This window comes from Mesorhizobium calcicola (assembly GCF_042682105.1).
Classification (GTDB): Bacteria; Pseudomonadota; Alphaproteobacteria; order Rhizobiales; family Rhizobiaceae; genus Mesorhizobium; species Mesorhizobium calcicola.
This window is the reverse complement of sequence record NZ_JBHUGY010000008.1, coordinates 87,914-112,110: the sequence shown is the minus strand read 5'-3', so window position 1 is coordinate 112,110 and position 24,197 is coordinate 87,914. Positions and strand designations below refer to the sequence as shown.

The window sequence follows — 24,197 nt, the reverse complement described above, 5'->3', positions numbered from 1 at the left end:
GGGCGGGGACAAATTTCCAAAAATGACCGCGCAGCTCGAACGCCTTACGCATCGTTGCGAGATCGTCGAAAGTGGAAACGAATCCTGGTGCTTCAGAGCCGCTTTCAAAGCTAGACTAAAGCCGAAAAGCCAACCTGCCGCGCCCGTTCCGGCTGTGCAATCCCGACCAGGCTCCGCCTGAACGGGCGCTCAGGGGCACGCCCTTCACCACCACAAGCCGGGGGCTCTTTTCACCCGCCAGCCGATGATCCGGCGGGCATAGGATGACGCCTTGGTGCAGGCATAGTCGAAGTCGTGAAAGGCGAACTCGCTCCCTGATCCAACCGGATGATCTTCGGATAGCCGATCGTGCTGCATAGAGCTCAGACATGCTTCCGGGAGACTATGTCGGCGAGGAGTGTGGCCGCAGCATCGCATCAACACGGCAAAGCCATCCTGCTCCCTGGTGCGTCTAAACACTTCCATTTCAGGCGTTAGTCCAGGTCGCGTTGACCAAGCGTACCCTTCTTTGTTCTGTGGGAGCGGGGAGGCCCCCTTTCGACAACGGCTTCTTCAAGTGTAGTCTCGCAATTGGCTGCTGCCCGTCGAGATGCAGGGCGGACGGCAAAAGGGCGCACGAGGCGCCCCTCCTTTCAGATCGGCTGTCGCAACCGACCTTCGCTGCGGGTATCAGAAACGGTAGGTGACACCTGCGCCTATCAACCAGGGATCGAGCGCGGCCTTGCCTGTCAGCTTCGCGCCGCCTACCGTGACGTCGAAGTCTGGCTTCAGGAAAAGCTTCTTCACGTCGAAGTTGACACCCCAGTGCTGATCCACCATGTAGTCGAATCCGACCTGTAGCGCGGTGCCGAACGTGTTCTTAACCTTGAGAGCATCGGCGCTGCCGGCATCCTGGTTATAGAAGATCGTGTAGTTCACGCCGGCACCGACATAGGGCTTGAAGGCGCCGAAATCGGTAAAATGGTACTGCAGTGTGAGCGTTGGCGGCAGCAGCCAAACCTTGCCGACCTTGCCCAGCCCACCGATCGTTCCTTGGCCGTCGATGTTGGCGTAGGTCGTGCCGAGTATGAGTTCGGCGGCGATGTTGTCGGTGAAGAAATAGGAGATATCGAGTTCCGGTGTCAGGGAGTCCGAATAGGAAAGACCGGAGCCGGGCACCGCGTTGACGTGGCCTGAATCCTCAGTGATGACCCCCAACGCGCGCAGGCGGACCTGCCAAGGGCTTGGCCATTCCGTGACCGAGGCTCCTGCCTGCGGGACGCTCGCGGCTTGCACCAGGTCCGCCGCGACGGCCTGCTGTCCCACCACAATGAGGACGAGGGCCGCTGCTACCTCCCGCGCCACGCCCATTCGCTTTTTCGCCATGATGTTCTTTCCTTGCTCTTCAGAGATGACGCACTGCACTATGAAAGATCCTGCTCGAACTTGCTGAGACCGGATGAGCCTCCTGCTCATGTTGGTGAGACCGAGCACCCGTTCTGCGTGTGCTCACAAAAATCGACCTGTGCTACTTGTTGAAATGTTGCTCTTGTTGATCCCGGCCACCTATCGACCGCTATCGGCGCGCCAGCCGATCGCACTGCGAAGGAAATTGTGGCCCAGGGCGACGAATGCGGCCCGCTCCCGATTGTTCTTGCCGTAGCCGTGCCCGCCCGCGCTGGCCTCGTAGAAGTAAGCCGGATAGCCAAGAGCCTGCAACTTTGCGGCCGTCTTGCGCGCGTGGCCCGGGTGGACGCGGTCGTCCCGCTTCGTGGTGGCAAGCAGGATCGGCGGATAGGGCTGTCCCGGCGTTGCGGCGTGATAGGCGGAGATTTCCCGGAGGAAAGTCCAATCCTCCGGCTTGTCGGGATCGCCATATTCGCCAATCCCGCCTGCGCCAAAAAGCTTGGTGTAGCGGCGCATGTCGATAAGCGGAACTGCGCAGAACAGCGCACCGAAAAGCTCGGGATAGCGGGTCAGCATATTGGCAATCAGCAGACCGCCATTTGAGCAGCCCTCGGCGGCAATCCGCCTCGACCGCGTGATGCCCCTTCGCACGAGATCGGTGGCAACGGCGGCGAAATCGTCATGCGCAAGACGCTTGCCCTCCCTACGACCCGCCTCGTGCCAACGGGTGCCGAACTCGCCGCCCCCTCGGATATTCGCCACCACACAAGTGCCGCCGCGTTCGAGCCATAGCTTGCCGAGCGGGGAGTTGTAGGAGGGTAGGCACGATATGCCGAACCCGCCATAGGCGGTGAGGTGAAGCGGAGCATCCCCGTCGCTGTTCGCCGGGCCGACCTGCGTATAGGGGATCATTTCACCATCGGTCGCGACTGCCTCGTGTCGCGTGACCACTAGACCGGATGCGTCGAAATTCTCCGGGTGGCGCTTCAGGATCACTGGAGCGCCGAGAGGCGTGGCATTGAGGTCGAAGAGGAAAAGCTGCGGCGGCGTGATCGGGTCCTGAGCCGAAACGAGGACCTCTCCATTGGAAACGTGCCGTTCCGCATCGAGCGGCCAGAGAGAAACAGTTCCTTCGGTAGGCACTGTCTCCAGCGCTAGGCGTGTCCATTCCTGACGGCCGGGGGTGAACATCTCGAAACGCGGAACGAGATTGACGAGATAGGAGATGATGAGCTTGCAGTCATTCCAGAAGAAGGACTGCAGGGAGCGCCTGTCGCCTGGTTCAAAGAGGGTGCTAAAATCACGCTTTCCGGCGATGAAGGAAGAGAGCGAGATGCCTATCAGCGTGTCGGCGGCATGGGTCGTCCCTCCCACGGTCCAGGGCTTGCGCGGCTTTACCGCCAGCCAGTCGCCGAAGCCATTCCACCAGGCGTCCCGAGGAAGGTCGATCTGCATCTTCGGCCCGCTTCTGTCGCCGATTCGGATTATCTTCTCGAAGAAGGCCGGCCTCTCGATGAACCAAAGGCGCTCGCTCTCGGCGGTGCGATCCAGATGGCCAGACACGCCGAGGGATTCGGAACCGGTTTCGAAGATTACCGGCGCGGTGAGCGGATCCGCGCCACGCTTCCACAGCCGCACGGTGCGCGCGTAGCCGCAGCGGGTGGCCATGCCATCACCAAAGGCACTGGACAGCAGAAGCGTGTCGGGGTCGAGCCAATTGATGCCGCCCTTCGCCTCCGGGAGATTGAAACCGTCGGCGACTAAGCTCAGAGTGCCCAGATCGAATTCGCGATGCGCGACCGCGGCGCTGCCGCCACGCGACAGGCGCAGAACGGCTCGTTCCCGTTTGTCAGGCTCGACCGACGCGCCGCCCCAGATCCAGTCCTCGCTGTCGCGGGCGGCGAGCGCGTCGAGATCGAGCAGGGGCTCCCACTGGGGATCGGCCGTCATATAGGCGGCAAGGGTGGTTCGCCGCCACAGTCCGCGCGGGTTTCGGGCATCTCGCCAGAGATTGTAGAGGTGCTGTCCGCGGCGAGTGATAAGGGGAATGTTGTCGAGACGGTCGAAAATCGCTGTCAGGGCATCGTGATCGCGCTCGAACTGTGTTCCATCGAAGTGCTCCAAGGTCCTGGCCGACTGGCTGGCCGCCCAGTCAAGTGCCCGTTCGCCTTCTACATCTTCAAGCCAAAGATAGGGATCATCGTCGGGAGCATTCAGCGTTGGGCGCAAATCGAATGCCGTCATGTCCGGATAACCTGAAGAATGATGTGGACTGGAAAACAAGCGCAAGATTCTCCGTCGGCTCGGGAAAGCTCGGCTTTCGCGGGGGCGACCACATGTTCGGCCAGCGTGATCATGGAATGATTTCTCCTCTATCCGCGCCGAAGTGCGTATGTGGATAGTGCAGCACGTGTCGTGCCAAATGAGAAAATCGTTTCACAACAATGAGATGGCTCTGATGGCGCTGTGTCTCATGTCCGACTTTGTCGAAGACCCGACAACGCGTGCAGCCGTAGACGCATGATCGGTCTCCTGTGCGGGTTCCGTGGGCACCGCGGAAAACTCGAGCAGTGAAGCTCTACGCGAACTGACCGAGCTTCGGATCGACTTCGGCCACGGGGCAATCGGTTGCTTCTGAGGCAGATCGCCAAACCGTAGGTCGAGCTTTTTCAGGGGTGTTTTCGCATTGATGGCGCCGACCGTGGCAACATGGAGCTCTTGGCGAGCAGCGTTGTCGGATTTGAGGGCACCGGATCGTTCGCGGCGACATCAAGGGCATTGCTGCAATTTTCTCATTTCGCGGCGACGGAGAACGCAATTCACTTCGATAATGCCGAGCGCATCGCGGCGCCCGTGATCCTGGCCTACCTGTGGGCGCGCAAAAGGTTGCTTGGCGGCCTCATCCCTCCGCGCCTAGATTGGGTCGCAGGGACCAAATGGCGCTTGTTCTCTTGGATGCGTGGTTGGCAATGTGATTATAGCGCAAAGCTCTTCCGGCTATCTCTATACGGTCGACAATGCAGTTGGTGAGGTTCCCAGCTAGTGCGATAGTTGATGCGCTTAGGTCTGGGCATGCGCCCATCCGCAACCATCTGATCAAGAGCATCGTCCGAGCGAATTGCTTTCCCATGAGAGAGGCCTCGCGGCGGGAATGAGATGGCGTCACCCGCCATCATCGCTGCCTTCGAGGATGTCGTGATCGACCCAGTGCAACGGCATGATTGGTGAAGAATCTGGCTGCTCTTGCGACTGCCGACTTTGATGACAAGGCATGTCGCGGTCTGTCCAGCTGGAGATACAAGGGCCTGCACCGTCCGATGATAAAGACACCGTCCTTGTTCCGAATCTTCTGGTTCAAAAGGTGACGGATTGGCTCTTCGAAAAAGGGCGACATCGACGTGCGAATCGGGCGCCGCCGTGAGGCGCACCCCTCAATGTCGGATTTCCGACAGGTTTGAAAATCCGCCAACCAATTGCTTTGATCTGATTTCCTTCTTTGGCACGGCCTATGCACGGGATTCTGCGAACGTATCAGCGAGAAACGTCGTCCATGATTTCATGCGCACCGAAAATGCCCGACGCCGCGGTGAAAACCGCGCCCTTGCCTGCCACCAAGCCGCCGAAAGGCCGGCGCATCATGCGCCGGCTTCAAATACGTGATGGGCCTGGCAACCGTGTCGAGTGATGGCGACGTGGTCGTGGAGGCCGGCGGAAAGGACATGCGTTGAGCCCCCCAACCCATGTCGCCACCATGACCCGTCGATTGCCACCGGTTGGAATGCTCGGCGTCTATGTTCGATAGCCCGAACGCGCAGGACAATTGTCGCAAATCCGGTCAGGACCGGAGCTCGATAACGCCCGCGAGGGGCGCAAGCCGATATTTGCCGCGAACATGCCGCCTGGCCGGGAAACACCTGTAGGAGCAAGGCAAGTGGAGCTCTCTTGCATTGGGGTCGGAGCTGGGCCGTTGAATTTGAGTCTTTCGTGTCAGATACACGACGAGCAAACAGGACTAGCAGGCTTCTCTGATTGGGGTCGTTGAGGTCAAGTTACTCCTGCGTCTTTTTTTGATCGTGTCGCCCCGCGGGTCACTCGCTTCTCTTCGCGGTCGACGTAAGGCCGCCGCATGATGGGGTCAGTAGAGCGAGGCGTCTCAATCTGTTGAACGACCTTGGGAGAGTTCGCCCAGGATCGTGCCTGCTAACGAGATCGCCTTGCCCGTCGTCCCCACGGGAACGATCCGGATCACGCCCTTTCGGACGAAAGCTTGGTTTCTTCTTCGTTATTCGTCGCGATTTACGCCGCCAATGCGGTAGGCTCCTTGCCGAAGCGGAATTCTGTCGCATCGCTCCACATGCGATGCAGGATGACGGCGAGCTTGCGGGCCACCGCCACCCGCGCCCTGGCCATACCGCGCCGCTTGGCGACGTTCATGCCCCACGCGCGCAGGCTCGACCACTTTTTACTGCGCACAAGCAGTGTGTGGGCCGCTTCGTAGAGGGCAGTACGGGCAAGCTCGTCGCCGCAGCGGCTGACTTTGCCCGGGATATCGGTCTCACCGGACTGGTAGCGCGCCGGGGTCAGGCCCAGATGCGCGCCGACATTCCTCGAACGGCTGAACCGCTCCGGCCGGTCGATCGTGGCCCGGAAGGCGAGCGCGGTGATGGGTCCGACGCCGGGAACGCTCATCAGCCGCCGACAGACCTCTTCCTGGCGAACGAGACCGAGAACCTGCTTCGTCAGGCGGGCGAACGCTCCTAGCATTGTGGCGAGGATCGTCAGCAGTGGCTCGACCAGCGGCATGACAACCGGATCTGTACCGGCCAACTCGCGCACACGACCGGCGAAGGCGGTTCGCGACGGCGTGCCCAGCTTGATGCCTGCCTCCCGCAGGATCGCCCGGACCACGTTCTCGATGGCGCGCATTTCGTTCAGCACCGTGCGGCGGGCGACGAGGAGGGAACGCCAGAGACGGCACTGCCTGCTCTTCACATGCACCTGTCGATACCAGCCGGTGCGCATGATCTGCGCCAGCGCGCGGGCGTCATTCCGATCCGTCTTGTTCGGCATCGTCTTCATCGCGGCATTGGCCTGCCGGGTCTCGATGCAGATGGCCGGCAGGCCATCGGCGCATATCCCGTCGTGAAGCCAGGCCGTCAGCGAACACGCTTCCAACCCGATCCGCTCCAGCGGCAGATCGACTTTCCGCAGCGCTTCGCTCAACGCCTGCGGCTCGCTCGCCGCACGCGCCTCCTTCACGATCCGCCCGGCCTCGTCGACCACGCAAATCGCGGTCTCTTCCAAAGACACGTCAAGTCCGGCAAAATACTTCATGGCTGCTCCTCCTGATGTTTGTGGCGATCTACATCGACCACGTTCTCACATCCCGACAGGAGCAGCCGCCCTCAATCTGGCTCGGGCGAGACCCCAATCACCCCATCTGTTGAAAAAGGGGCTCGCGGTTGGGCTAGGTCCGTGATTCACTCATTTCGCGAGGATGCGGAGGATGAATCGTGCGCGGTGGCGACAATCGAACTGGCGAGTTATTCAGCTATGTCGATCTCGAGGCGCGGGTGCGGCGTGATCATCCGCTGCGCACGATCAGGCGGATTGTGAACGAGGCGCTGGCGGCGCTGGAGCGGGACTTCGCGGCGTTGTATTCGCCGATCGGGCGACCATCGATCCCGCCGGAGAAGCTTCTGCGGGCAATGTTGTTGCAAGCGTTCTATTCGATCCGTTCGGAACGGCTCCTGATGGAGCGGCTGGAATACGATCTCTTGTTCCGCTGGTTCGTCGGCATCGGCGTCGACGATGCGGCCTGGGATCATTCGGTGTTCTCGAAGAATCGCGACCGGCTGCTGGAGGGCGACATCGCCGCGAAGTTCCTGGGCGCGGTGCTGGCGCAGCCCAAGGTGAAGAAACTTTTGTCCACGGACCACTTCTCGGTCGACGGCACGCTGATCGCAGCGTGGGCATCGATGAAGAGCTTCAAGCCGAAAGACGGCTCGGATGAGCCGCCATCGGGTGGTGGCGGACGCAATGAGGAGGCGGACTTTCATGGCCAGAAGCGCTCGAACGAGACGCATGCCTCTACCACTGATCCGGATGCCAGGCTGTTCCGCAAGGGGAAAGGCAAGGAGGCCAAGCTCAGCTTCATGGGGCACGGGCTGATGGAGAACCGCCATGGCTTGCTGGTCGATGCTTGCCTGACCCAGGCCGACGGACATGCCGAGCGGGTAGCGGCATTGCACATGATCGAGCCGCATGCCGACCGGCCGCGAGCAATCACGCTCGGTGGCGACAAGGGCTATGATGCGCAGGACTTCATCAACGAACTGCGCTCGATGAAGGTGACCCCGCACGTGGCGCAAAACACGAACGGGCGCCGTTCCTCTATCGATCGCCGCACGACCCGGCACGGCGGCTACGCCGTCAGCCAGCGCATCCGCAAACGGATCGAAGAGGCGTTCGGCTGGATAAAGGTCGTCGCAGGTCAGCAGAAGACGAAGTACCGTGGCCGAGATCGCGTCGGATGGGCCTTCATCTTCGCTGCAGCCGCCTACAATCTGGTGCGTTTGCCAAAGCTGCTGGCGGCGCCGACATGACCGCGCCTGCTGGCTGCCAATTGATCGGCCGCTGGCGCATCGTCGAGGCCGATCTGTGGGATCGCGGCTATCTCAACCTCGGCGGACCCGCCACGATCACCATCAGGGCCGACAATAGTGGTGAGATCGCCTTTGGCGCTCTGCAAGCCGGCCTCGATCTGAGCTACAGCCCCTCGACGGTCTGCTTCACGTGGGCCGGCTTCGACGAAATGGACGAAGCCACAGGTGATGGCTCCGCCGAACTGCTCGACGACGGCTCCATCGAGATCGCATTCGCCTATCACAATGGCGATGAGGCCATCCTCAAAGCCAAGCGCGACACTTCTTCAACAGATGGGGTCATTGGGGTCTCGCCCGAGCCAGATTGAGGGCGGCTGCTCCTGTCGGGATGTGAGAACGTGGTCGATGTAGATCGCCACAAACATCAGGAGGGAGCAGCCATGAAGTATTTTGCCGGACTTGACGTGTCTTTGGAAGAGACCGCGATTTGCGTGGTCGACGAGGCCGGGCGGATCGTGAAGGAGGCGCGTGCGGCGAGCGAGCCGCAGGCGTTGAGCGAAGCGCTGCGGAAAGTCGATCTGCCGCTGGAGCGGATCGGGTTGGAAGCGTGTTCGCTGACGGCCTGGCTTCACGACGGGATATGCGCCGATGGCCTGCCGGCCATCTGCATCGAGACCCGGCAGGCCAATGCCGCGATGAAGACGATGCCGAACAAGACGGATCGGAATGACGCCCGCGCGCTGGCGCAGATCATGCGCACCGGCTGGTATCGACAGGTGCATGTGAAGAGCAGGCAGTGCCGTCTCTGGCGTTCCCTCCTCGTCGCCCGCCGCACGGTGCTGAACGAAATGCGCGCCATCGAGAACGTGGTCCGGGCGATCCTGCGGGAGGCAGGCATCAAGCTGGGCACGCCGTCGCGAACCGCCTTCGCCGGTCGTGTGCGCGAGTTGGCCGGTACAGATCCGGTTGTCATGCCGCTGGTCGAGCCACTGCTGACGATCCTCGCCACAATGCTAGGAGCGTTCGCCCGCCTGACGAAGCAGGTTCTCGGTCTCGTTCGCCAGGAAGAGGTCTGTCGGCGGCTGATGAGCGTTCCCGGCGTCGGACCCATCACCGCGCTCGCCTTCCGGGCCACGATCGACCGGCCGGAGCGGTTCAGCCGTTCGAGGAATGTCGGCGCGCATCTGGGCCTGACCCCGGCGCGCTACCAGTCCGGTGAGACCGATATCCCGGGCAAAGTCAGCCGCTGCGGCGACGAGCTTGCCCGTACTGCCCTCTACGAAGCGGCCCACACACTGCTTGTGCGCAGTAAAAAGTGGTCGAGCCTGCGCGCGTGGGGCATGAACGTCGCCAAGCGGCGCGGTATGGCCAGGGCGCGGGTGGCGGTGGCCCGCAAGCTCGCCGTCATCCTGCATCGCATGTGGAGCGATGCGACAGAATTCCGCTTCGGCAAGGAGCCTACCGCATTGGCGGCGTAAATCGCGACGAATAACGAAGAAGAAACCAAGCTTTCGTCCGAAAGGGCGTGATCCGGATCGTTCCCGTGGGGACGACGGGCAAGGCGATCTCGTTAGCAGGCACGATCCTGGGCGAACTCTCCCAAGGTCGTTCAACAGATTGAGACGCCTCGCTCTACTGACCCCATCATGCGGCGGCCTTACGTCGACCGCGAAGAGAAGCGAGTGACCCGCGGGGCGACACGATCAAAAAAAGACGCAGGAGTAACTTGACCTCAACGACCCCAATCAGAGAAGCTTGCCCGTACTGCCCTCTACGAAGCGGCCCACACACTGCTTGTGCGCAGTAAAAAGTGGTCGAGCCTGCGCGCGTGGGGCATGAACGTCGCCAAGCGGCGCGGTATGGCCAGGGCGCGGGTGGCGGTGGCCCGCAAGCTCGCCGTCATCCTGCATCGCATGTGGAGCGATGCGACAGAATTCCGCTTCGGCAAGGAGCCTACCGCATTGGCGGCGTAAATCGCGACGAATAACGAAGAAGAAACCAAGCTTTCGTCCGAAAGGGCGTGATCCGGATCGTTCCCGTGGGGACGACGGGCAAGGCGATCTCGTTAGCAGGCACGATCCTGGGCGAACTCTCCCAAGGTCGTTCAACAGATTGAGACGCCTCGCTCTACTGACCCCATCATGCGGCGGCCTTACGTCGACCGCGAAGAGAAGCGAGTGACCCGCGGGGCGACACGATCAAAAAAAGACGCAGGAGTAACTTGACCTCAACGACCCCAATCAGAGAAGCCTGCTAGAGGCGCTGTTCTTGGATCGGCAGGTCGACTTGCGCTGGCATCCAGCCATCACATTCGAGTCCTCGCAACTCCAAGTCAGCCACTTCGAGGATCTGGTTACGCTGGTGAATCCGCGATCAGCCTACACTTTCGTAAACTACTTGCACGAGCACGGCCGTCTGTACCATTTTCTGAACGCACAGTTCGAGGCCGTGCTCAGATCTGAGTTCGAGCAATATCTCAACTGGGCCTTCCACCGGAACCCGCTTGTCCACGGCGGCGAGACGGCACGCGAAATCTGCTTTGAAGGCGAATTTCGGGTGCGGACGGATAACGCGGTTCGCGGCGCTAGAGACGTCGTGGTTGGCATTGGCAAGCAGGCGCAGATTCCGCCTCAGTTTCAGGGTTGGACTGGACGCAACCTGTTCCACTCATCCGCTTTGCTAGACATCCATCCTGAGGTGGGGAAAAAGCATGTCTGCGTCGTTGGCGGAGGCCAGTCGGGGGCCGAGGTGCTGTTGCACCTCGTCGGCCTGCCGAAAGAACTACGGCCTCGATTGATCACTTGGGTCTCGCAGTGCCAAATCTACGTGCCTCTCGACAACAGCCCATTCACAAATGAGCTGTTCATGTCCTGCTTTTCGGATCGTTTGGCGGGGATGAGCGAGTCGCAGCGCAAGCTGTTCCTGCGTCGTTTCGTGCTTGCCTCGGACGGCATTTCAGAAAGCACGCTACGCGCGACCTATCAGGCGCTGTACCGCCACACATTTCTCGAGCCAAACGAATGTGAGATCACACTGCAGCCGGGTTACAAAGTTTCACGCTGCGTCAACGTCGGTGCGGGCCACAGGCTGATCCTGCAGCGCGGCATGGAAGATGTCGGAGAGGTTACGGCCGACATCGTTATCCTGGCTACTGGTTACCAGAACGCGTTGCCAGACTTCTTGGAACCGATCGCGGACCGGTTGGAGCAGATCGACAATGAGTTGGCTATTTGCGAGGATTTTTCGGTGCGCTGGGACGGACCGCGCGACAGACGCATCTTCGTCCAGAACGCGAGCCTCGGGCAGCGCGGGCTGGTCGATCCGAGCCTAAGCCTGCTTGCTTGGCGTGCGCGTCGCATCCTCGACAGCCTTCTGGGGCGCGCGCCATGTGCGAAACCCGAGCCCCCTGACTTTATCAGTTGCACCTCGATCGAGCGGTGGCCTGGTCCCCTGGCTCCAGAGCGGGGCCAAAAAATATGAAGCTTCGCCTTTGATCATCGGCGGTGGAATACAAGGATGGTGTCCGCCTCCCCTGCGGCCAAAGCCGGAGCCTTGTCATCGTGACCGAACAAGCCTTCGGATCCATCGGCGCATCGCATATTCTGGGGGCGTGCATTTTCCTACGGTTGTCAAGACCGGACTCGGTCGCTCACTCGAAAGATCACAGTGGCGTTGGCGGCCAAGCTGGGTCGGACATCAAAGGATGGTACCGCCCTTTGGCGATGAGTGTCGCTTCCGGACCAGATAAGGCGATTGATCCGGCCCTGTTTACAGAACCCTTGGACGCGGCTGGGGCTGGCCACTGGAAGACCACGACCTTCACCGGAGCGCTGCGGCTGACGGGCATGACTGCCCCGTTCGTCTATGACGTCGCCATGAACGGCAACGTATTCCTGGCCTATATCGAGCAGGTGCTGGTCCCGACCTGTCGGAGGGCGACATCGTCGTGATGGACAACCTGCCGGCCCTCAAGGCGGCCGGCGGTCGGGACGTGATCGAGACCGCCGGCGCAAGGCTCATGTTCCTGCCGCCCTACAGCCCCGACTTCAATCCCGTCGAGGACGCCTTCTCAAAACTCAAGGCACTCCTGCGCGCCAAGGCCGAGAGAACCATCACGGCTCTGTGGGACGCGGTCGGCTCGCTCCTTGATCAGTTCACGCCAACTACTTCCAGGCCGCCGGATATGACCAAGATTAAACAGGACGTGCTCTAGGAGCTCTGCGGTCGCAATCATCGCCTCAACACCGCCGGCAGGCAGGAAGCCATCGGTGGTCGTGGCCGCGATCGCGGCGGATGGCCGCCTTCCTGTGGGTCAATGGGCAGGAGAGAGCCGTCGCAATCGATCGATAATGGCGTGCCGGGCCTGCAGCAGGTACCGCTTGCTCAGCGCCGTCTCCGGAATTATGGACACAGATTTCCCCGGAGAAGCTGGTTCATCCGCCATTCAAACGTTCAGACCCGTTCAGTGTCGTCCGATACCTGACAATGTCGGATACGCAACGCAGCAGACTCTGATCTATCGGATGTATTTGAACGCCTTTTTGCTTTGGCACAGTACATGCAAGGCTACAGGCAAACCGCGTTCGGGCTGAGGAAGTCGTCCCACGGCCACGAAAACCGCTGACTTACGCCACCTCCCAAGGCGTACCCGGCCCGGCAGTGAGCTCAGTCTCCTGCCGGGCATCCGATGGTGCTGTCTGGGAAGTGGTTGGAATTGGGAGTCGGCGTAGTCTCCGGGGATGTCAAACCTGGATCATCCGGCGTTAGAGCGCCGGAAAGGAGACCACGCACCACCGAGATCACGTCCCGCGGGTGACCTCGATGCCGGCGAGGACAAGACGGCGGAGTGGAAGAGCAAGGCCTTGCGCGCCTATCAGCGGCTCATTCCTTATCAAGAAGAGACCCAGGCGAGGGTCACGCCGCCATTTTGGGAGCGCCTACTCTTCTGGTTTTGATGAAAAACGTGATCTGGTCAGAAACACAATCTGGATAATACCAGAAATTATTACGAAATAATGCAGAATTAGGTAGCAACTGCCACCAAGTTCAGCCCCCGCGAAACGTGCCAGTCTAGGGGCGACATCTGTCGTTCGGCGTATCAGGTGAACCGATATTAGACGGTTCTATGGCCTCTCGACGATGCTCGAGCATCGCTGGCGAATCCAAGATGTCTCCAAGGTAGTCGATGTCGACCCCGGCGACGCCGAATTCTGAAAAAATGTCCTGCCATCTTCCGATCCATCCGGCCACTTGGTTCCATTCGTGCTGAGCATCCTCTTTTGACATGCCGAAGTGAGGCGCCGCCGCCATGGCGTGTGTGATACTGAAGTCGTTCAGAAACCTGGGGTTCGGAGAGATCTGGATCGCCTGTTGTCCGAGACCGTTCATTTGCGTCGGAATGTCGAAAGCCGGCGACAGCAGCCATCCGTCCTCGGTATGGAGAAAGGCGTGGTTCTTCGTGTGATCGTCAGTGTTGTCTATCATGATGTTGAACGCCATTCTGCGGAATAGTTCTCGTTGCATCGATTGGATGCAGTCGGCGACTCCATGGCGCCGGATGATCGCCGCGATGGTGGCATAGCTGTCGTCGGCCTCCGAGGCCAGCATCGTGCGTGCTGAAACAGCGTGGACGCGCAGACCTCCAACACGGTCAAAACGACGGACCGTCAGAATATGATCGATACCGCCGGGGATGACCTGTGACGATGCGACGTGTAATCCGGCTCTGCGCGCCAGTTCCATGCAGGCATGCTCGACAAGGAGTTGATCCACGTTGCTGCCGCGAGGAAACTTGGCGATCCACTCTTCTCCATCAGCTTCGATCAGCATCTTGGGGTGGGCGCCGCCCATGCTGCCGGCGCTGGCGATGAGCTGTCTTTCTCGCTCGCTGAGAGGTTCACGCTCGAGGACGCGTGCAATCAGCGCCTCCGCTTCCTGAAGGGAATCCACACTCATGAGCGGCTGTTCGTCGACGGGACGATATTCATCGAAGCTGGAAGACATCCCAAGCGCACCGAAACGGCGGTCGCCCGCATACCAGAGCTTGTCGAGTGGGCTCATGCGCGAGGGGCGAGAGACGACCCTGATCATACGCTCCCCCCAGCGATCCGGCATAGCGTCTTCGATTGCGCCAGGAGTCACCATGTCCCTCAAGGGAGCATGCACCTTCTTGTCATGGGTGAGATCCGGAGAGAGAGGGAATCCCGAACGCCTCCACTCCTCATCCAGTTCAAGAAGGCATCTCCGATTGCCCGCCTCGAGCTTCACCCGGCCGACGAGGCGCGGCCCGATCGGATTTTCGAGATACCAGACCGCAAGAAAGTTTTCCCGGAAGTCGTTCATACTATACTCTCTTTCGGCTCGCCCGGTTCACATCGAGCATCGTGGCGTACTCGTCCTCGCTGGGCTTGAGAACCTCAGCAAGCTTTTCGGACTTCCCAAAAATCCAAAGCGCCGCGGCATAAACACCTATCGACACCTTTGCATCGCCCGCCTCCATCCTGCGCAGCGTAGGGATCGAAGTCCCCATCCTCGCGGCCATGGTCTTCAGGCTGTCTCCTCTACGCTCGCGGGCGATGCGCAGATGAGAGCCAAGTGTTTCCAGCGCAACCACCGTTGCATCGGTGAGGATTTCAAGCGATGTGGAGCTCTTTGACATAAACGTAAGGTTCCTCATACTCCGTCGTATAAGAACATATATGTTCTTTTCAAAGCCGAATTCAAGGGTTGGCTACCTACCTCCACGAATGTGAAAAGATTCTGACGCAGCCTCATGCATTCATCAACGCGGCTTGTAAGCCATGTTGATCCCGTCCTGAGCATCACGGATTGGAAGACGAACCCAGTAATGTTGAGGTGATGGTTGGTGGCACTTGCTACCTAATTCCGAAATAATGTAAATCACTAAGTGACAGACACTCAAAACTGCCCAAAGAAATATTATACCGATCGAAAGCATACGCCCGTCCCCACAAAAAAGTTTGATTATTCCCGAAGGCCTGGGACCGTGCTTTGGAAATCACTCTCCTCAAACGTTATTAAGTGCGATCCACCTCTCTTTCGTGTCATCGATGGACCGCCTTGAGGCGAGGATCCCCCATTAGGCTGGTGAAGCCGAACGTAAGGCCGATGAGGCCGATCACAAATAAGGCTAGCCGCCGCAATCGTGGGGTGGAGGGAGCTTGAGCTTCGCCCTGACCGAAATGCCAGAACTTTTCTGCATCATGCTAAGTCAAGTACGGCCCGGCCCAGATCCTGCAAGGGCACTGCTTCGACGCCATGCTGGAGCGGAAAATGCTCCGATCCCGGAAAGACAACGAAGCGCTACTCCGGAATAAGGTCCTCGCAGGCCCTTTTTCCACCCTTGGCGTCAGGCTGCGCCTTGATTTCGATGCCCCAGAGGCGCTGGCCCGGCGGCGTTAGTAGCAAGTCAATCTCCGCACCCGCAACTGTTCGGTAGAAGTTGCTTAGGGTGCCGGCGGCAGTGAGGCCTTCGATTACAAACTCTTCCCAGGAGGCGCCGGCCACTGGATGTCCGCGCACGTCTTCCTGAGTTGCGAGACCGAGCAGCGTATGGGTGATGCCGCTGTCGCGGACATAAACGCGGGGGGATTTGACCAGACGCTTGCCGACATTGGCGTGCCACGGCTCCAACCGGCGCACCAGCAGGAGATCGACGAGCAGATCAAGATAGGACGCGACGGTCTTACCGTCGACGCCGAGCGCGCGGGCGAACTCGGCTGCGTAGAGTAGGCCGGCCTGGTGGTGGCCAGCATTGTCCAGAAGCCGCGCAGCGTCTCGGCCGGAATGCGCGGACCGAGGAGGGGGATGTCGCGCTCCAGATAGGTGCGGAGGAAATCCTGCCGCCATCGTTGACTGGTGCGGTCGTTAGTGGCCAGAAAGCTGTCTGGAAAGCCGCCGCGCACCCATAGCGGCCCAAGAGCGGCGGCGCCGACTTCCAGACCGTCGATCGGGCGCATCTCGAGATAGGCGATGCGGCCGGCGAGGCTTTCGCCCGACTGCTTCAGGAGATCGATCCATGCCGATCCCAAGAGCAAGAAGCGGCCGGCTTTTCGTCCAACGCGGCGGCCGCGGTCGATTAAGCCCCATCAACCGTCGATACGGGAATGGCCGTGAGTTACGATGTTTCGCGAACTCTTATCACTGTTGCAACATTGAATTGGGTAAGCTCCCCTCATCATAATTTACGGGGCGCCACAAGCGCCGCGCTCAACACTTGGAAAAGATTGTGTGGAGGTTCTCGTGACCGAATCACCACTCGAAGGAGTGAAAATACTCAGCCTGGCGGAACAGTATCCTGGTCCGTATGCTACCTTGCTGCTTGCAGATCTAGGCGCAGATGTCATTCTGATCGAAAGGCCCGACGGAGGTGATCCGGCCCGAAAGCACAAAAGCCTTTTTTCCTCGTTGAGCCGCAACAAGCGAAGTGTCGTCCTTGATCTTAAGTCAGCAGCCGGTCAGGAATCCTTACTCGAGTTGAGTAAAACTGCAGACGTTATTATCGAAGGCTATAGGCCGGACGTAATGAAAAAACTCGGATTGAGTTACGAGGAACTCAGTTCTGTAAATCGCCGTTTGATATATCTCTCATTGACTGGCTTCGGTCAGAATGGCCCTTACCGCAGGCGCCCAGCCCACGACCTCACCTGCCAAGGGTTGGCCGGGGTTCTAATTCAGCAGGGTCGAACCGGTCACCCGCAAGCACAGTTTCAATTGCCCCTTGCCGATCTCGCCTCGGGCACCCTGGCAGCACTGGGTGTGGTTTCGGCTCTACTGGCGCGGGAGCGAACCGGACTCGGCTGCTACATCGATCTGGCTATGACCGATAGTCTGGTGTCATGGATGACGCCGTATCTCTACGCGAGCCTAAACGGAAGACCAATGGCAGAGGTGTACACGGACGAACCCGCCAATGGGACGTTCGCTTGCGCAGATAACAAGCTCATTACGCTCAGCATCGTGCATGAAGATCACTACTGGCAGGCTTTGTGCCGGGCGACTGGTCTGGCGCAACTGGCCTCGGCAAGCCGTCAGGACCGCCTACAATACGCTTCTGACTATCGCGCTCAACTTGCTACCGCGATCGCCAAGGAAACGCGAAAGGCGTGGGCAGATATTTTTAATACGATCGAGATTCCTTGGGGGGATGTGCTTCACCTGAATGAAGTCGCGAGAGATCCGCAATTGTGCACACGAGACCTATTTGTCCGGCTTAGCTCGGAGGACGGCGACGAATGGCACCTGAACCAACCGCTACAATTCGACTGCTACAAAACCGGAATTCGGCTTCCCGCGCCAAAGCTCGGCGAGCACACTCAGGAAATTTTGTCCCGCTGCGAATCCAGCAGGACCGGACGCGACCACCCGAATTGATCAGTCGCGGGACACTTCTCTCACTATCCCTGGGAGTGCCCGCAACTTGAGCAATTCCTGATAGTTCGGCCACAGGCATTTGATTCACGGTCGTCCATATCGCGGCGATCATGGGGGCGCCGCGCCGGCGCTTGACGCGTGCGCCGCGTTTGCCGTGTGAGCAGGGGACGAGCGCGAGTGGGTGGGTTCTGGGAGCACATCTCGACGAACAACCGCAGCTATGAATCGGCAAAGAAACCGGGACCAATGGAGGCACTCAAATGCAAAATACTTCTATAGGAACGAAAGCCCGCCCGCAGGAGGAGGATCACGTGCCCCCACTGAAGGGTATTCGCGTCTTGGCATTCACGCACTACGCGGCAGGACCAATCGCAGCGCAGTATCTTGGTTCGCTTGGGGCGGAAGTCGTCAAGATCGAGGCGCCGGCCGGCGATTATCAGCGTAAATGGATCAAGGAGCCGACGGCGGACCCAGACGCACCCAGCCCCTATTTCTTGGGCATGAATCGCAACCAGCGTTCACTGTCCATTGATCTGAAAACGCCTGAGGCACAAGCGGTCATTCGCGAGATGATCTCCCAGGCGGATGTCATTCTGGAAAATTTCCGACCCGGAGTCTTGGAGCGGATGGGTATAGGCAGTTCCGCCGTTCTCGCGGAGCACCCTGGAATAATCTATTGCTCGATAGCTGCTTATGGTCCTGCAGGCCCAAGCCGAAACAAGCCGGCGCTGGATCTGATTATCCAAGCCCTGTCGGGCATCGCTAGCCTGGGTGGGGCAGCCGATGGTCCGCCCGTTCCTGCCGGTGCCTACGTTGTTGATACCTACACAGCATCACAAGCAGTCATCGGCGTTCAGGCGGCATTGCGCCAGCGCGATCAGACAGGGCTTGGTCAGTGGGTGCGTGTGGATATGATGTCGTGCGCGCTTCACTTGCTGGCGTCGGAGTCTTGCTATGCGCTGAACGCACAGGAGCCGGCAAGTCGAGGGCGAAATGGCATTAGCCACAGTCACCAGCCAGCGCCTTACGGCATCTATTCCACCTTGGACGGGGCGATTGCTCTGGTGGCTTACTCCGCATCCCTCCCCGATCTTGCCGCCGCGTTGGGCCTCAGCAAGCAGATCATACCGCTGCTGGCGGGGAAGGGCCCTTGGACAAACCGGGACCAGATCGCCGGTATCCTGTCAGGTCGTCTGCGTCAGCTGACCAGCGATGATGCGCTTACGCGCCTTGCACCCACGGGTATCCTGCTGGCCCCTGTACGCAGTATCGATCAGGCGCTGGCCGATCCTGATGTGGCCAGCGAACTGGTCCGCGACGTCGAACACAGCTACGGCGGCCGCTATCGCGTCGCGCTGGAGCCGCTGAAGCTTTCAGGCTCTGCACTCGTTTTCAATCGTCCTGCCCCCGATCTCGGCGAGCATTCAGTGGAGGTTCTGCGCGAGACGGGGATCAATCAAGACCGCATCGATGCGATGATTGCTAGCGGCGCAGTTCGTGTGCCCGGCAGCCCGGAGAATCGGACATAGCGATTCGAACCGAGACGCAATATAGGACATTTGCGTCGCTGCTGATCTTGAATGCCAGCGAAGACGCCATCACGAAAGCCACAGGATTGCCCGTCGGCATACCACTGCCGAAGCCTGCTACGCCGATACAAATGTGTTCGCGCTGTCGAACGTCGCGGCATCATGCTCCAATTCCTGCGATCGCGATCCGCCGTTTCCGCTAAGACACGAACCACGACATTATTAAGATCCGCGGCCAAGAGGTCCTTGGGCGCTTCTTTTACTCGCGTGCTCGGGTGCGATCTTGCGTCCCTTTGCTCGTCCAAAGGGCGGGTCGCAGGGGGCACCCCAGCGCTCTGCTCAGACGACATGAGCGTTGGTCGGAAGAGGATACCAAGCGCAGGCACACGGTCGATCGCGCCAAACAGGTCGGGCGATTTCAGGTGGCGGATCATGGCAGGCACAGGGGCAATACCGGTCACCTTCCTAACGCAGCGATTATGGGCAGTGTGTATTCCGCGACTTCCAGGTCCGAATAGGGCCTTGACGAAACAGCGGGTAGACTACCGTCCCCGAGTGGGAAGGAAGTACGTTTGAAGTCGCTAGTCGACGGCTCGGGTTTCGTCGCTGAAAAAATTGAGCAATGCGACATGTTTTCGCCAGCGGCAGACGGTGGATGCTGGCGACCCCGCGCCGACTTTCATTGGCCAGTCCGCGCGAAGAGAGGCTCGTATGGGCAGGAGCTTGCCGCAATCTGGCGACTTGGCTGGTAAGGGCTCATTTGGTCCGCGAAATTGCCTTTCGCCGATCTTATGAGATCCCATTAGCCACGGGGCCGGACTGCGCTTCTGCCGAAAGCCTCTCAGCGGGAGAAGGACGGCGAAATTGGAATCCAGGCTTTATCCTTTGATGTCCAGCCGCGGGCCAACGCCCATGATGGCGGGCTCGGCCGAAAGCAGCTTCTTCGCCGTCGCCTTGACCTGGTCGAGATTCACTTGCTCGATGAGCGCGGGACGGCGCTGGATGTAGTCGATGCCGTGCTTGTCGAGCTGCAAACCGATGAGCGTGGCTGCAATCGAGCTGGAGGAATCCAGATTATTGATAGCATAGGCGCCGATGGAATATTTCTTGCTCGCCTCGAGCTCGGTCTCTGTCGGCCCTGTTTCCGCCAACTCCTTGATAACTTGACGTATTGCGCCTAGCGTCTCGGCGGCCCTGTCGGCGCGCGTCGACGTGGTCACGACAAGCGCGTCGGAATGCTGGTAGCCTTCCAGGTTGGCCCCGATATCGTAGGCAAGGCCGCGCTTTTCGCGCACCTCCTGGAACAGACGTGAGGTAAATGGCAAGCCTCCGAGTATATCGTTTATCAGCTGCGCAGCATAGAATTCCGGGTCGTTGGGTCCGATGCCGGGAAAAGCCAGCTGAAGCGAAGTCTGCGGCAGGTCGTATGCGACCAACGTCCACTGGCCGAGCTTCGGGGCGATGTCGGGGACCGGGGCGAGCGCCTGCTTCTGAGGCAAATTGGCGAACAATTGGTCGAGCTTTTCACTCAGGGCCTTGGCATCAATGTCGCCGACGACCGCAACGTGTAGCCCATCACGGGCGAACATGGCCGTGTGGAAGGCGCTTAGATCCGCCGGCGTTATACCGGCGAGGCTTTCCTTGGTGCCCTTACTCGGCCTCGAATAAGGATGCGTGCCGTAGATTCTGCGGCGCCATACAAGCTCAGCGATCGCATGAGGTTCGCGCTCCTTGGCGATGATGCTGGAAAGAATCTGGGCGCGGACGCGGTCGACCGGCTCCTGATCGAAGCGGGGCCTGTTGATCGCGATCCTGAGCAGGTCGAAGGCCGCATCCTTCCGTTCGGAAAGCATGCGCATCGAGCCATAGATGCCGTCGCGCCATGCGTTGAAGCCCATCTCGGCGCCGGCGCCATCGAGCTTCAGTTGGAAGGCATTGCTGTCGAGTTCGCCCGAGCCTTCGTCGAAGAGGCCGGCCATTAGATTGGCAAGCCCTAGCTTGCCCACCGGGTCCTGCGCGGTGCCGCCATCGAAGACAAAGCCGATGGTGATGATGGGTGCCGTATGGTCCTCTACCAGCCAGGCGTTGATGCCTTTTTGAGATTTCACCACCTGGAGGTTCATCGCAGCCGCTTGGGCGGTGAGCCCTGGCAGGATGAGGAAGACGACGGCGAGGAGCAGGATGGCCAGCAGGGTGGCGTGGCGTGCGGTCCTCCCATCTCCCACAAGGAGAGCAGGGGAGGCAGATGCAAAGGTGCCGCGGTGTTGGTGGTTCGTCATCACATCAATTCTCCGTCTTGGGAACGAGATAGCCGGTGGTCGAATGGCCAGGCACGAGATAGCGGGCTGCAACGGCTTTGACCTGATCGGCGGTGACCTTGCGGATGCGGTCCGGCCATTCCTCGACATCTTTCAGAGTGCCGCCAGTGGCAAGCGTGGATCCATATATGTTGGCGATGTAGGACTGCTGATCCTGGGCGAAGATCTCCGAGCGGTTTAAGCGGTCTTTAGCCATGTCCAACTCGTCATTGCCAACGCCATCCTTGGCGATCCGGGCGACTTCGGCACCCGCCGCGGCTTCCAGATCGGCGAGCTTTGCATCGCCGCGCGGCGAGACGGAGATCGCGAACTTCGTGGCATCAAGCGAGGCCCCCTGGAATCGGGCGCTGGCCCCGGTGGCGACGCCCTCTTTCACCACAAGCGCTTGATAGAGCCGGCTGCGGCTGCCGCCGCCGAGGATCTCGGCCAGCAGATCGAGCGCCTCAGCCTCGCCGGGCTCGGCCGTGCGATAGGACGGAACCACCCAATGTGTTGAGAAGCGAGGCACCGAAACGCGCGCGTCGGTCAGCGTCACTGTGCGCTTCGTGTTCTGCTGAGGCTCGACCGGCCGGACTCGCGGCAGCAGCTCCGGTCCACGCGGGACCTTGCCATAGGTCTTCTCGGCCAGCACCTTCACCGTTTCCGGCTCGACGTCGCCGGCTACCACCAGCACGGCGTTGTTGGGGCTATAATATTTGTTGTAGAAGGCGACGGCGTCGGTTCGGTTAAGCTGCGCAATCTCATGCATCCAGCCGATGACCGGGATGCGGTAGGGCTGGTTCTGCCAAAGTGTGGCATCGACCGCCTCGTCAAGTATAGCCCCCGGATTGGTCTCGATGCGCCAACGGCGTTCCTCCAGGACCACGTCGCGCTCGATCTTGACGACGTCGTCGGTGAGGATGAGGTTGCGCATACGGTCGGCCTCGAAGCCCATCATCTGCTCCAATGCCGACGGTGTTACTGTCTCGAAGAAGGCGGTAAAATCGCGATTGGTGAAGGCGTTAATTGATCCGCCGATCTCGGCTACGGCGCGGGTCAACTCGCCAGCGGCGTGATTGGCCGTAGCCTTGAACATCAGATGCTCGAAGAAATGCGCGATGCCGGACTTGCCGGGCGACTCGTCGGCGCTGCCGATCTTGTACCACACCATATGAGTGACGATCGGCGCATGATGATCGGGGATGACGACCACCTCCATTCCGTTGTAGAGCAGGAACGTCACCCTGCCGTCGTCGTTGGCAGCCAAAACCGGAGCGGTCGTCGCGAGAATCAACGCGGTCGCAATAAATGCCCTGCGCAGCCGGTGAAACGGAACTTTGGTCCACGGCTCCGATTGTGGCGGTGAGATGATCGGCAAGGTTCCAGGCAAGGTGATTTGTTCCTCATGTTGAAGGTGCTCGGTGTCCGTCTTTCCTTGTGGGAGAAGGTGGAGCAGCGGGCAGCGCCCACTCGGGTGAGCAATCGGATCCATGTTGCAAGGGCTTACTCGTGCGTCCTTCTCCCGAGCCGGGAGACCGGCGGCGGATTTTTTCGGTGATGTGACCATGCGACAGCTTCTCCTTGGCGGGCACGCGGTTTGGTTGCACGCACGTCCCGTGCCAAATGAGAACCGTTTCTGAGCAATGGATACGCGAATGTCGCGTATCCCACATTGTCGGATATCGGACGGCGCTGGATGCGAGCGCTTGCGGTTTGGGACGATACTTTGCTGGCGCGGAAGGGCATTGAGCGTGCGGCCACTCGTGGCTCTGCACAGGGATTATGACACTTTGCCGGTGGGCATTGGATAGGCTTTGGCCATTTTGAGGCGGGCCTGTTCGCTTTAGAATATCCAATTGACGCCGGCGCCGCTGTTATTTCGCTGGTTTTCCCTAGCGGCGACGATTGGCAATGGGCTGTCGCAACTTTCGATACGGCGGTCGGGGCATTGACTGCGCAGGACGCCGATCTCGATCTCGACCTGTTAAGCCTGCTGGCATGCGTGGGCGTGTAATTGTATTCCAGCCGTCGCAGGATGCTTCCCGCCTCCAATGGCGGCAGAGCCTGATAAGGCGCGGGCGTGTGGGTCGACAGGTCCGGGTTGGTCGAGATCGACGCGATAGAGTGCATTCATCGGAATGGCCTCCTTCTCAATTGCGGAGGTTCTGGAAGAATCAGAAAATGAATCAATTCCTTGGCAGACAGCCGCTACCCTGCTTAACCGAAAGCAAGGCCAGTATCTCGCGTTCATCTGGACCTACAGCGCTCAACGGTCGCTCGCCGGCCGAACGCGACACGCAGCTCTTCTGCCGCGTCACCGCGCTCTCTGTCCATCAGATGGTGGCTCACCCTCGAGCGCGCTCGATTGATCCACCCTGGCCTCGCGCGGTATTGAACTGGCAGCAGGTCAAACCTCTCGTCGAACCCGACAGCCTACCCAGGTTACAACCCGCCGAAACCGTCAAATCCTCTGTGCAAAGGTACTGGCTGCGGGACTGGCGAGCATTGGCATTGTGGAAGGCATCATCATAGCTCACGGATTCCGAGGTTCCTGAATCTTCGGGGTGAGGCGGGACGTGCGGGAATTGGCTGCGTGGATTGATTCGAATTGAGGCTGTGCATCGCGGCTATCTTCCTCCTCCATTGCGAAACGTTCATATTGCTGAACCGGATAATATAGTTCGCAAGCGAAAGCAAAATCCAGGAGCAATTGTTGGAAAAAGGACTTCTTCGTCGGCGTAGGACCCTCCCGCTGGTAGAGGGACAATTGTAGAGTAGGCAGGAATGCGCCGTCGATGGTGGCCAACTGCAAATGTGAGCGGCCAACTCGCTTTTCTGATTTCTTCTGGTAGCCCATATCAACGTACTCCTAGTGTGCAATCATCGCACTCGTAGTGTACGAGCCTGACCCGAATCTGACGGATCGTTCGATTGTGATCCAGATCAAAGTTGATTTGGTCGCAATCCAAGCCCTCAGCGCTCTCGTG

Annotated in this window: 15 protein-coding genes and 2 pseudogenes; 8 read left to right on the top strand and 9 right to left on the bottom strand. The window is 59.8% G+C overall.

What is annotated here, in order from left to right:
* Positions 1–669 precede the first annotated feature (669 nt).
* The 3 genes from ACFSQT_RS04030 to ACFSQT_RS04020 form a co-directional block, all read right to left on the bottom strand.
* Complete coding sequence (locus ACFSQT_RS04030; protein WP_095085157.1) at positions 670–1,365, bottom strand: OmpW/AlkL family protein; 696 nt, start codon at positions 1,363–1,365, stop codon at positions 670–672.
* A 180-nt stretch (positions 1,366–1,545) separates the two neighbouring features.
* Positions 1,546–3,630: a prolyl oligopeptidase family serine peptidase gene (locus ACFSQT_RS04025; protein ID WP_378976387.1), complete on the bottom strand. Its 2,085-nt coding sequence runs from the start codon at positions 3,628–3,630 to the stop codon at positions 1,546–1,548.
* Positions 3,631–5,682: 2,052 nt separating this feature from the next.
* Complete coding sequence (locus ACFSQT_RS04020; RefSeq protein WP_379017100.1) at positions 5,683–6,720, bottom strand: IS110 family RNA-guided transposase; 1,038 nt, start codon at positions 6,718–6,720, stop codon at positions 5,683–5,685.
* 179 nt (positions 6,721–6,899) lie between these two features.
* On the opposite strand from ACFSQT_RS04020, the gene ACFSQT_RS04015 reads away from it, so the two are divergent.
* From ACFSQT_RS04015 to ACFSQT_RS03990, 6 genes and pseudogenes are all read left to right on the top strand, one after another.
* Positions 6,900–7,991, top strand: coding sequence for an IS5 family transposase (locus ACFSQT_RS04015; protein WP_379017104.1), 1,092 nt, complete (start codon positions 6,900–6,902; stop codon positions 7,989–7,991).
* Positions 7,988–8,359: a hypothetical protein gene (locus ACFSQT_RS04010; protein WP_379017102.1), complete on the top strand. Its 372-nt coding sequence runs from the start codon at positions 7,988–7,990 to the stop codon at positions 8,357–8,359. Before ACFSQT_RS04015 ends, ACFSQT_RS04010 begins: the two co-directional genes overlap by 4 nt.
* A 72-nt stretch (positions 8,360–8,431) precedes the next feature.
* Positions 8,432–9,469: an IS110 family RNA-guided transposase gene (locus tag ACFSQT_RS04005; protein WP_379017100.1), complete on the top strand. Its 1,038-nt coding sequence runs from the start codon at positions 8,432–8,434 to the stop codon at positions 9,467–9,469.
* Between the two features lie 270 nt (positions 9,470–9,739).
* Positions 9,740–9,964, top strand: a pseudogene (locus ACFSQT_RS04000) (IS110 family transposase); the annotation flags it as partial.
* A gap of 277 nt (positions 9,965–10,241) precedes the next feature.
* Complete coding sequence (locus ACFSQT_RS03995) at positions 10,242–11,471, top strand: lysine N(6)-hydroxylase/L-ornithine N(5)-oxygenase family protein (protein WP_379017197.1); 1,230 nt, start codon at positions 10,242–10,244, stop codon at positions 11,469–11,471.
* Positions 11,472–11,788: 317 nt separating this feature from the next.
* A pseudogene (locus ACFSQT_RS03990) lies at positions 11,789–12,188 on the top strand (transposase); the annotation flags it as partial.
* An 873-nt stretch (positions 12,189–13,061) separates the two neighbouring features.
* Here the strand turns inward: ACFSQT_RS03990 and ACFSQT_RS03985 are convergent.
* The 3 genes from ACFSQT_RS03985 to ACFSQT_RS03975 form a co-directional block, all read right to left on the bottom strand.
* Entirely contained in the window at positions 13,062–14,333 is a 1,272-nt protein-coding gene (locus ACFSQT_RS03985; RefSeq protein WP_379017098.1) for a type II toxin-antitoxin system HipA family toxin, read from the bottom strand.
* 1 nt (position 14,334) lies between these two features.
* Positions 14,335–14,649, bottom strand: a complete 315-nt coding sequence (locus ACFSQT_RS03980; RefSeq protein WP_095085309.1) for a helix-turn-helix domain-containing protein — start codon at positions 14,647–14,649, stop codon at positions 14,335–14,337.
* A gap of 665 nt (positions 14,650–15,314) precedes the next feature.
* On the bottom strand, positions 15,315–15,860 hold the full coding sequence (locus ACFSQT_RS03975) for a DUF4143 domain-containing protein (RefSeq protein WP_245331115.1): 546 nt from the start codon (positions 15,858–15,860) through the stop codon (positions 15,315–15,317).
* 393 nt (positions 15,861–16,253) lie between these two features.
* On the opposite strand from ACFSQT_RS03975, the gene ACFSQT_RS03970 reads away from it, so the two are divergent.
* Both ACFSQT_RS03970 and ACFSQT_RS03965 read left to right on the top strand, forming a co-directional pair.
* Complete coding sequence (locus tag ACFSQT_RS03970; RefSeq protein WP_167392130.1) at positions 16,254–17,384, top strand: CaiB/BaiF CoA transferase family protein; 1,131 nt, start codon at positions 16,254–16,256, stop codon at positions 17,382–17,384.
* Positions 17,385–17,644: 260 nt separating this feature from the next.
* The gene (locus tag ACFSQT_RS03965; protein ID WP_095085164.1) at positions 17,645–18,913 is read left to right on the top strand and encodes a CaiB/BaiF CoA transferase family protein; all 1,269 of its coding nucleotides are present in this window, start codon (positions 17,645–17,647) and stop codon (positions 18,911–18,913) included.
* A gap of 878 nt (positions 18,914–19,791) precedes the next feature.
* Here ACFSQT_RS03965 and ACFSQT_RS03960 read toward each other — a convergent pair.
* The 3 genes from ACFSQT_RS03960 to ACFSQT_RS03950 all read right to left on the bottom strand — a co-directional run bounded on the left by ACFSQT_RS03960 (position 19,792) and on the right by ACFSQT_RS03950 (position 24,067).
* Complete coding sequence (locus ACFSQT_RS03960; RefSeq protein ID WP_379017196.1) at positions 19,792–21,192, bottom strand: M16 family metallopeptidase; 1,401 nt, start codon at positions 21,190–21,192, stop codon at positions 19,792–19,794.
* A 4-nt stretch (positions 21,193–21,196) separates the two neighbouring features.
* Complete coding sequence (locus ACFSQT_RS03955; protein ID WP_245331116.1) at positions 21,197–22,477, bottom strand: M16 family metallopeptidase; 1,281 nt, start codon at positions 22,475–22,477, stop codon at positions 21,197–21,199.
* Positions 22,478–23,743: 1,266 nt separating this feature from the next.
* Positions 23,744–24,067 carry a hypothetical protein gene (locus ACFSQT_RS03950; protein ID WP_379017095.1) on the bottom strand — a complete coding sequence of 108 codons (324 nt, stop codon included), beginning with the start codon at positions 24,065–24,067 and terminating at the stop codon, positions 23,744–23,746.
* Between the last annotated feature and the right edge of the window lie 130 nt (positions 24,068–24,197).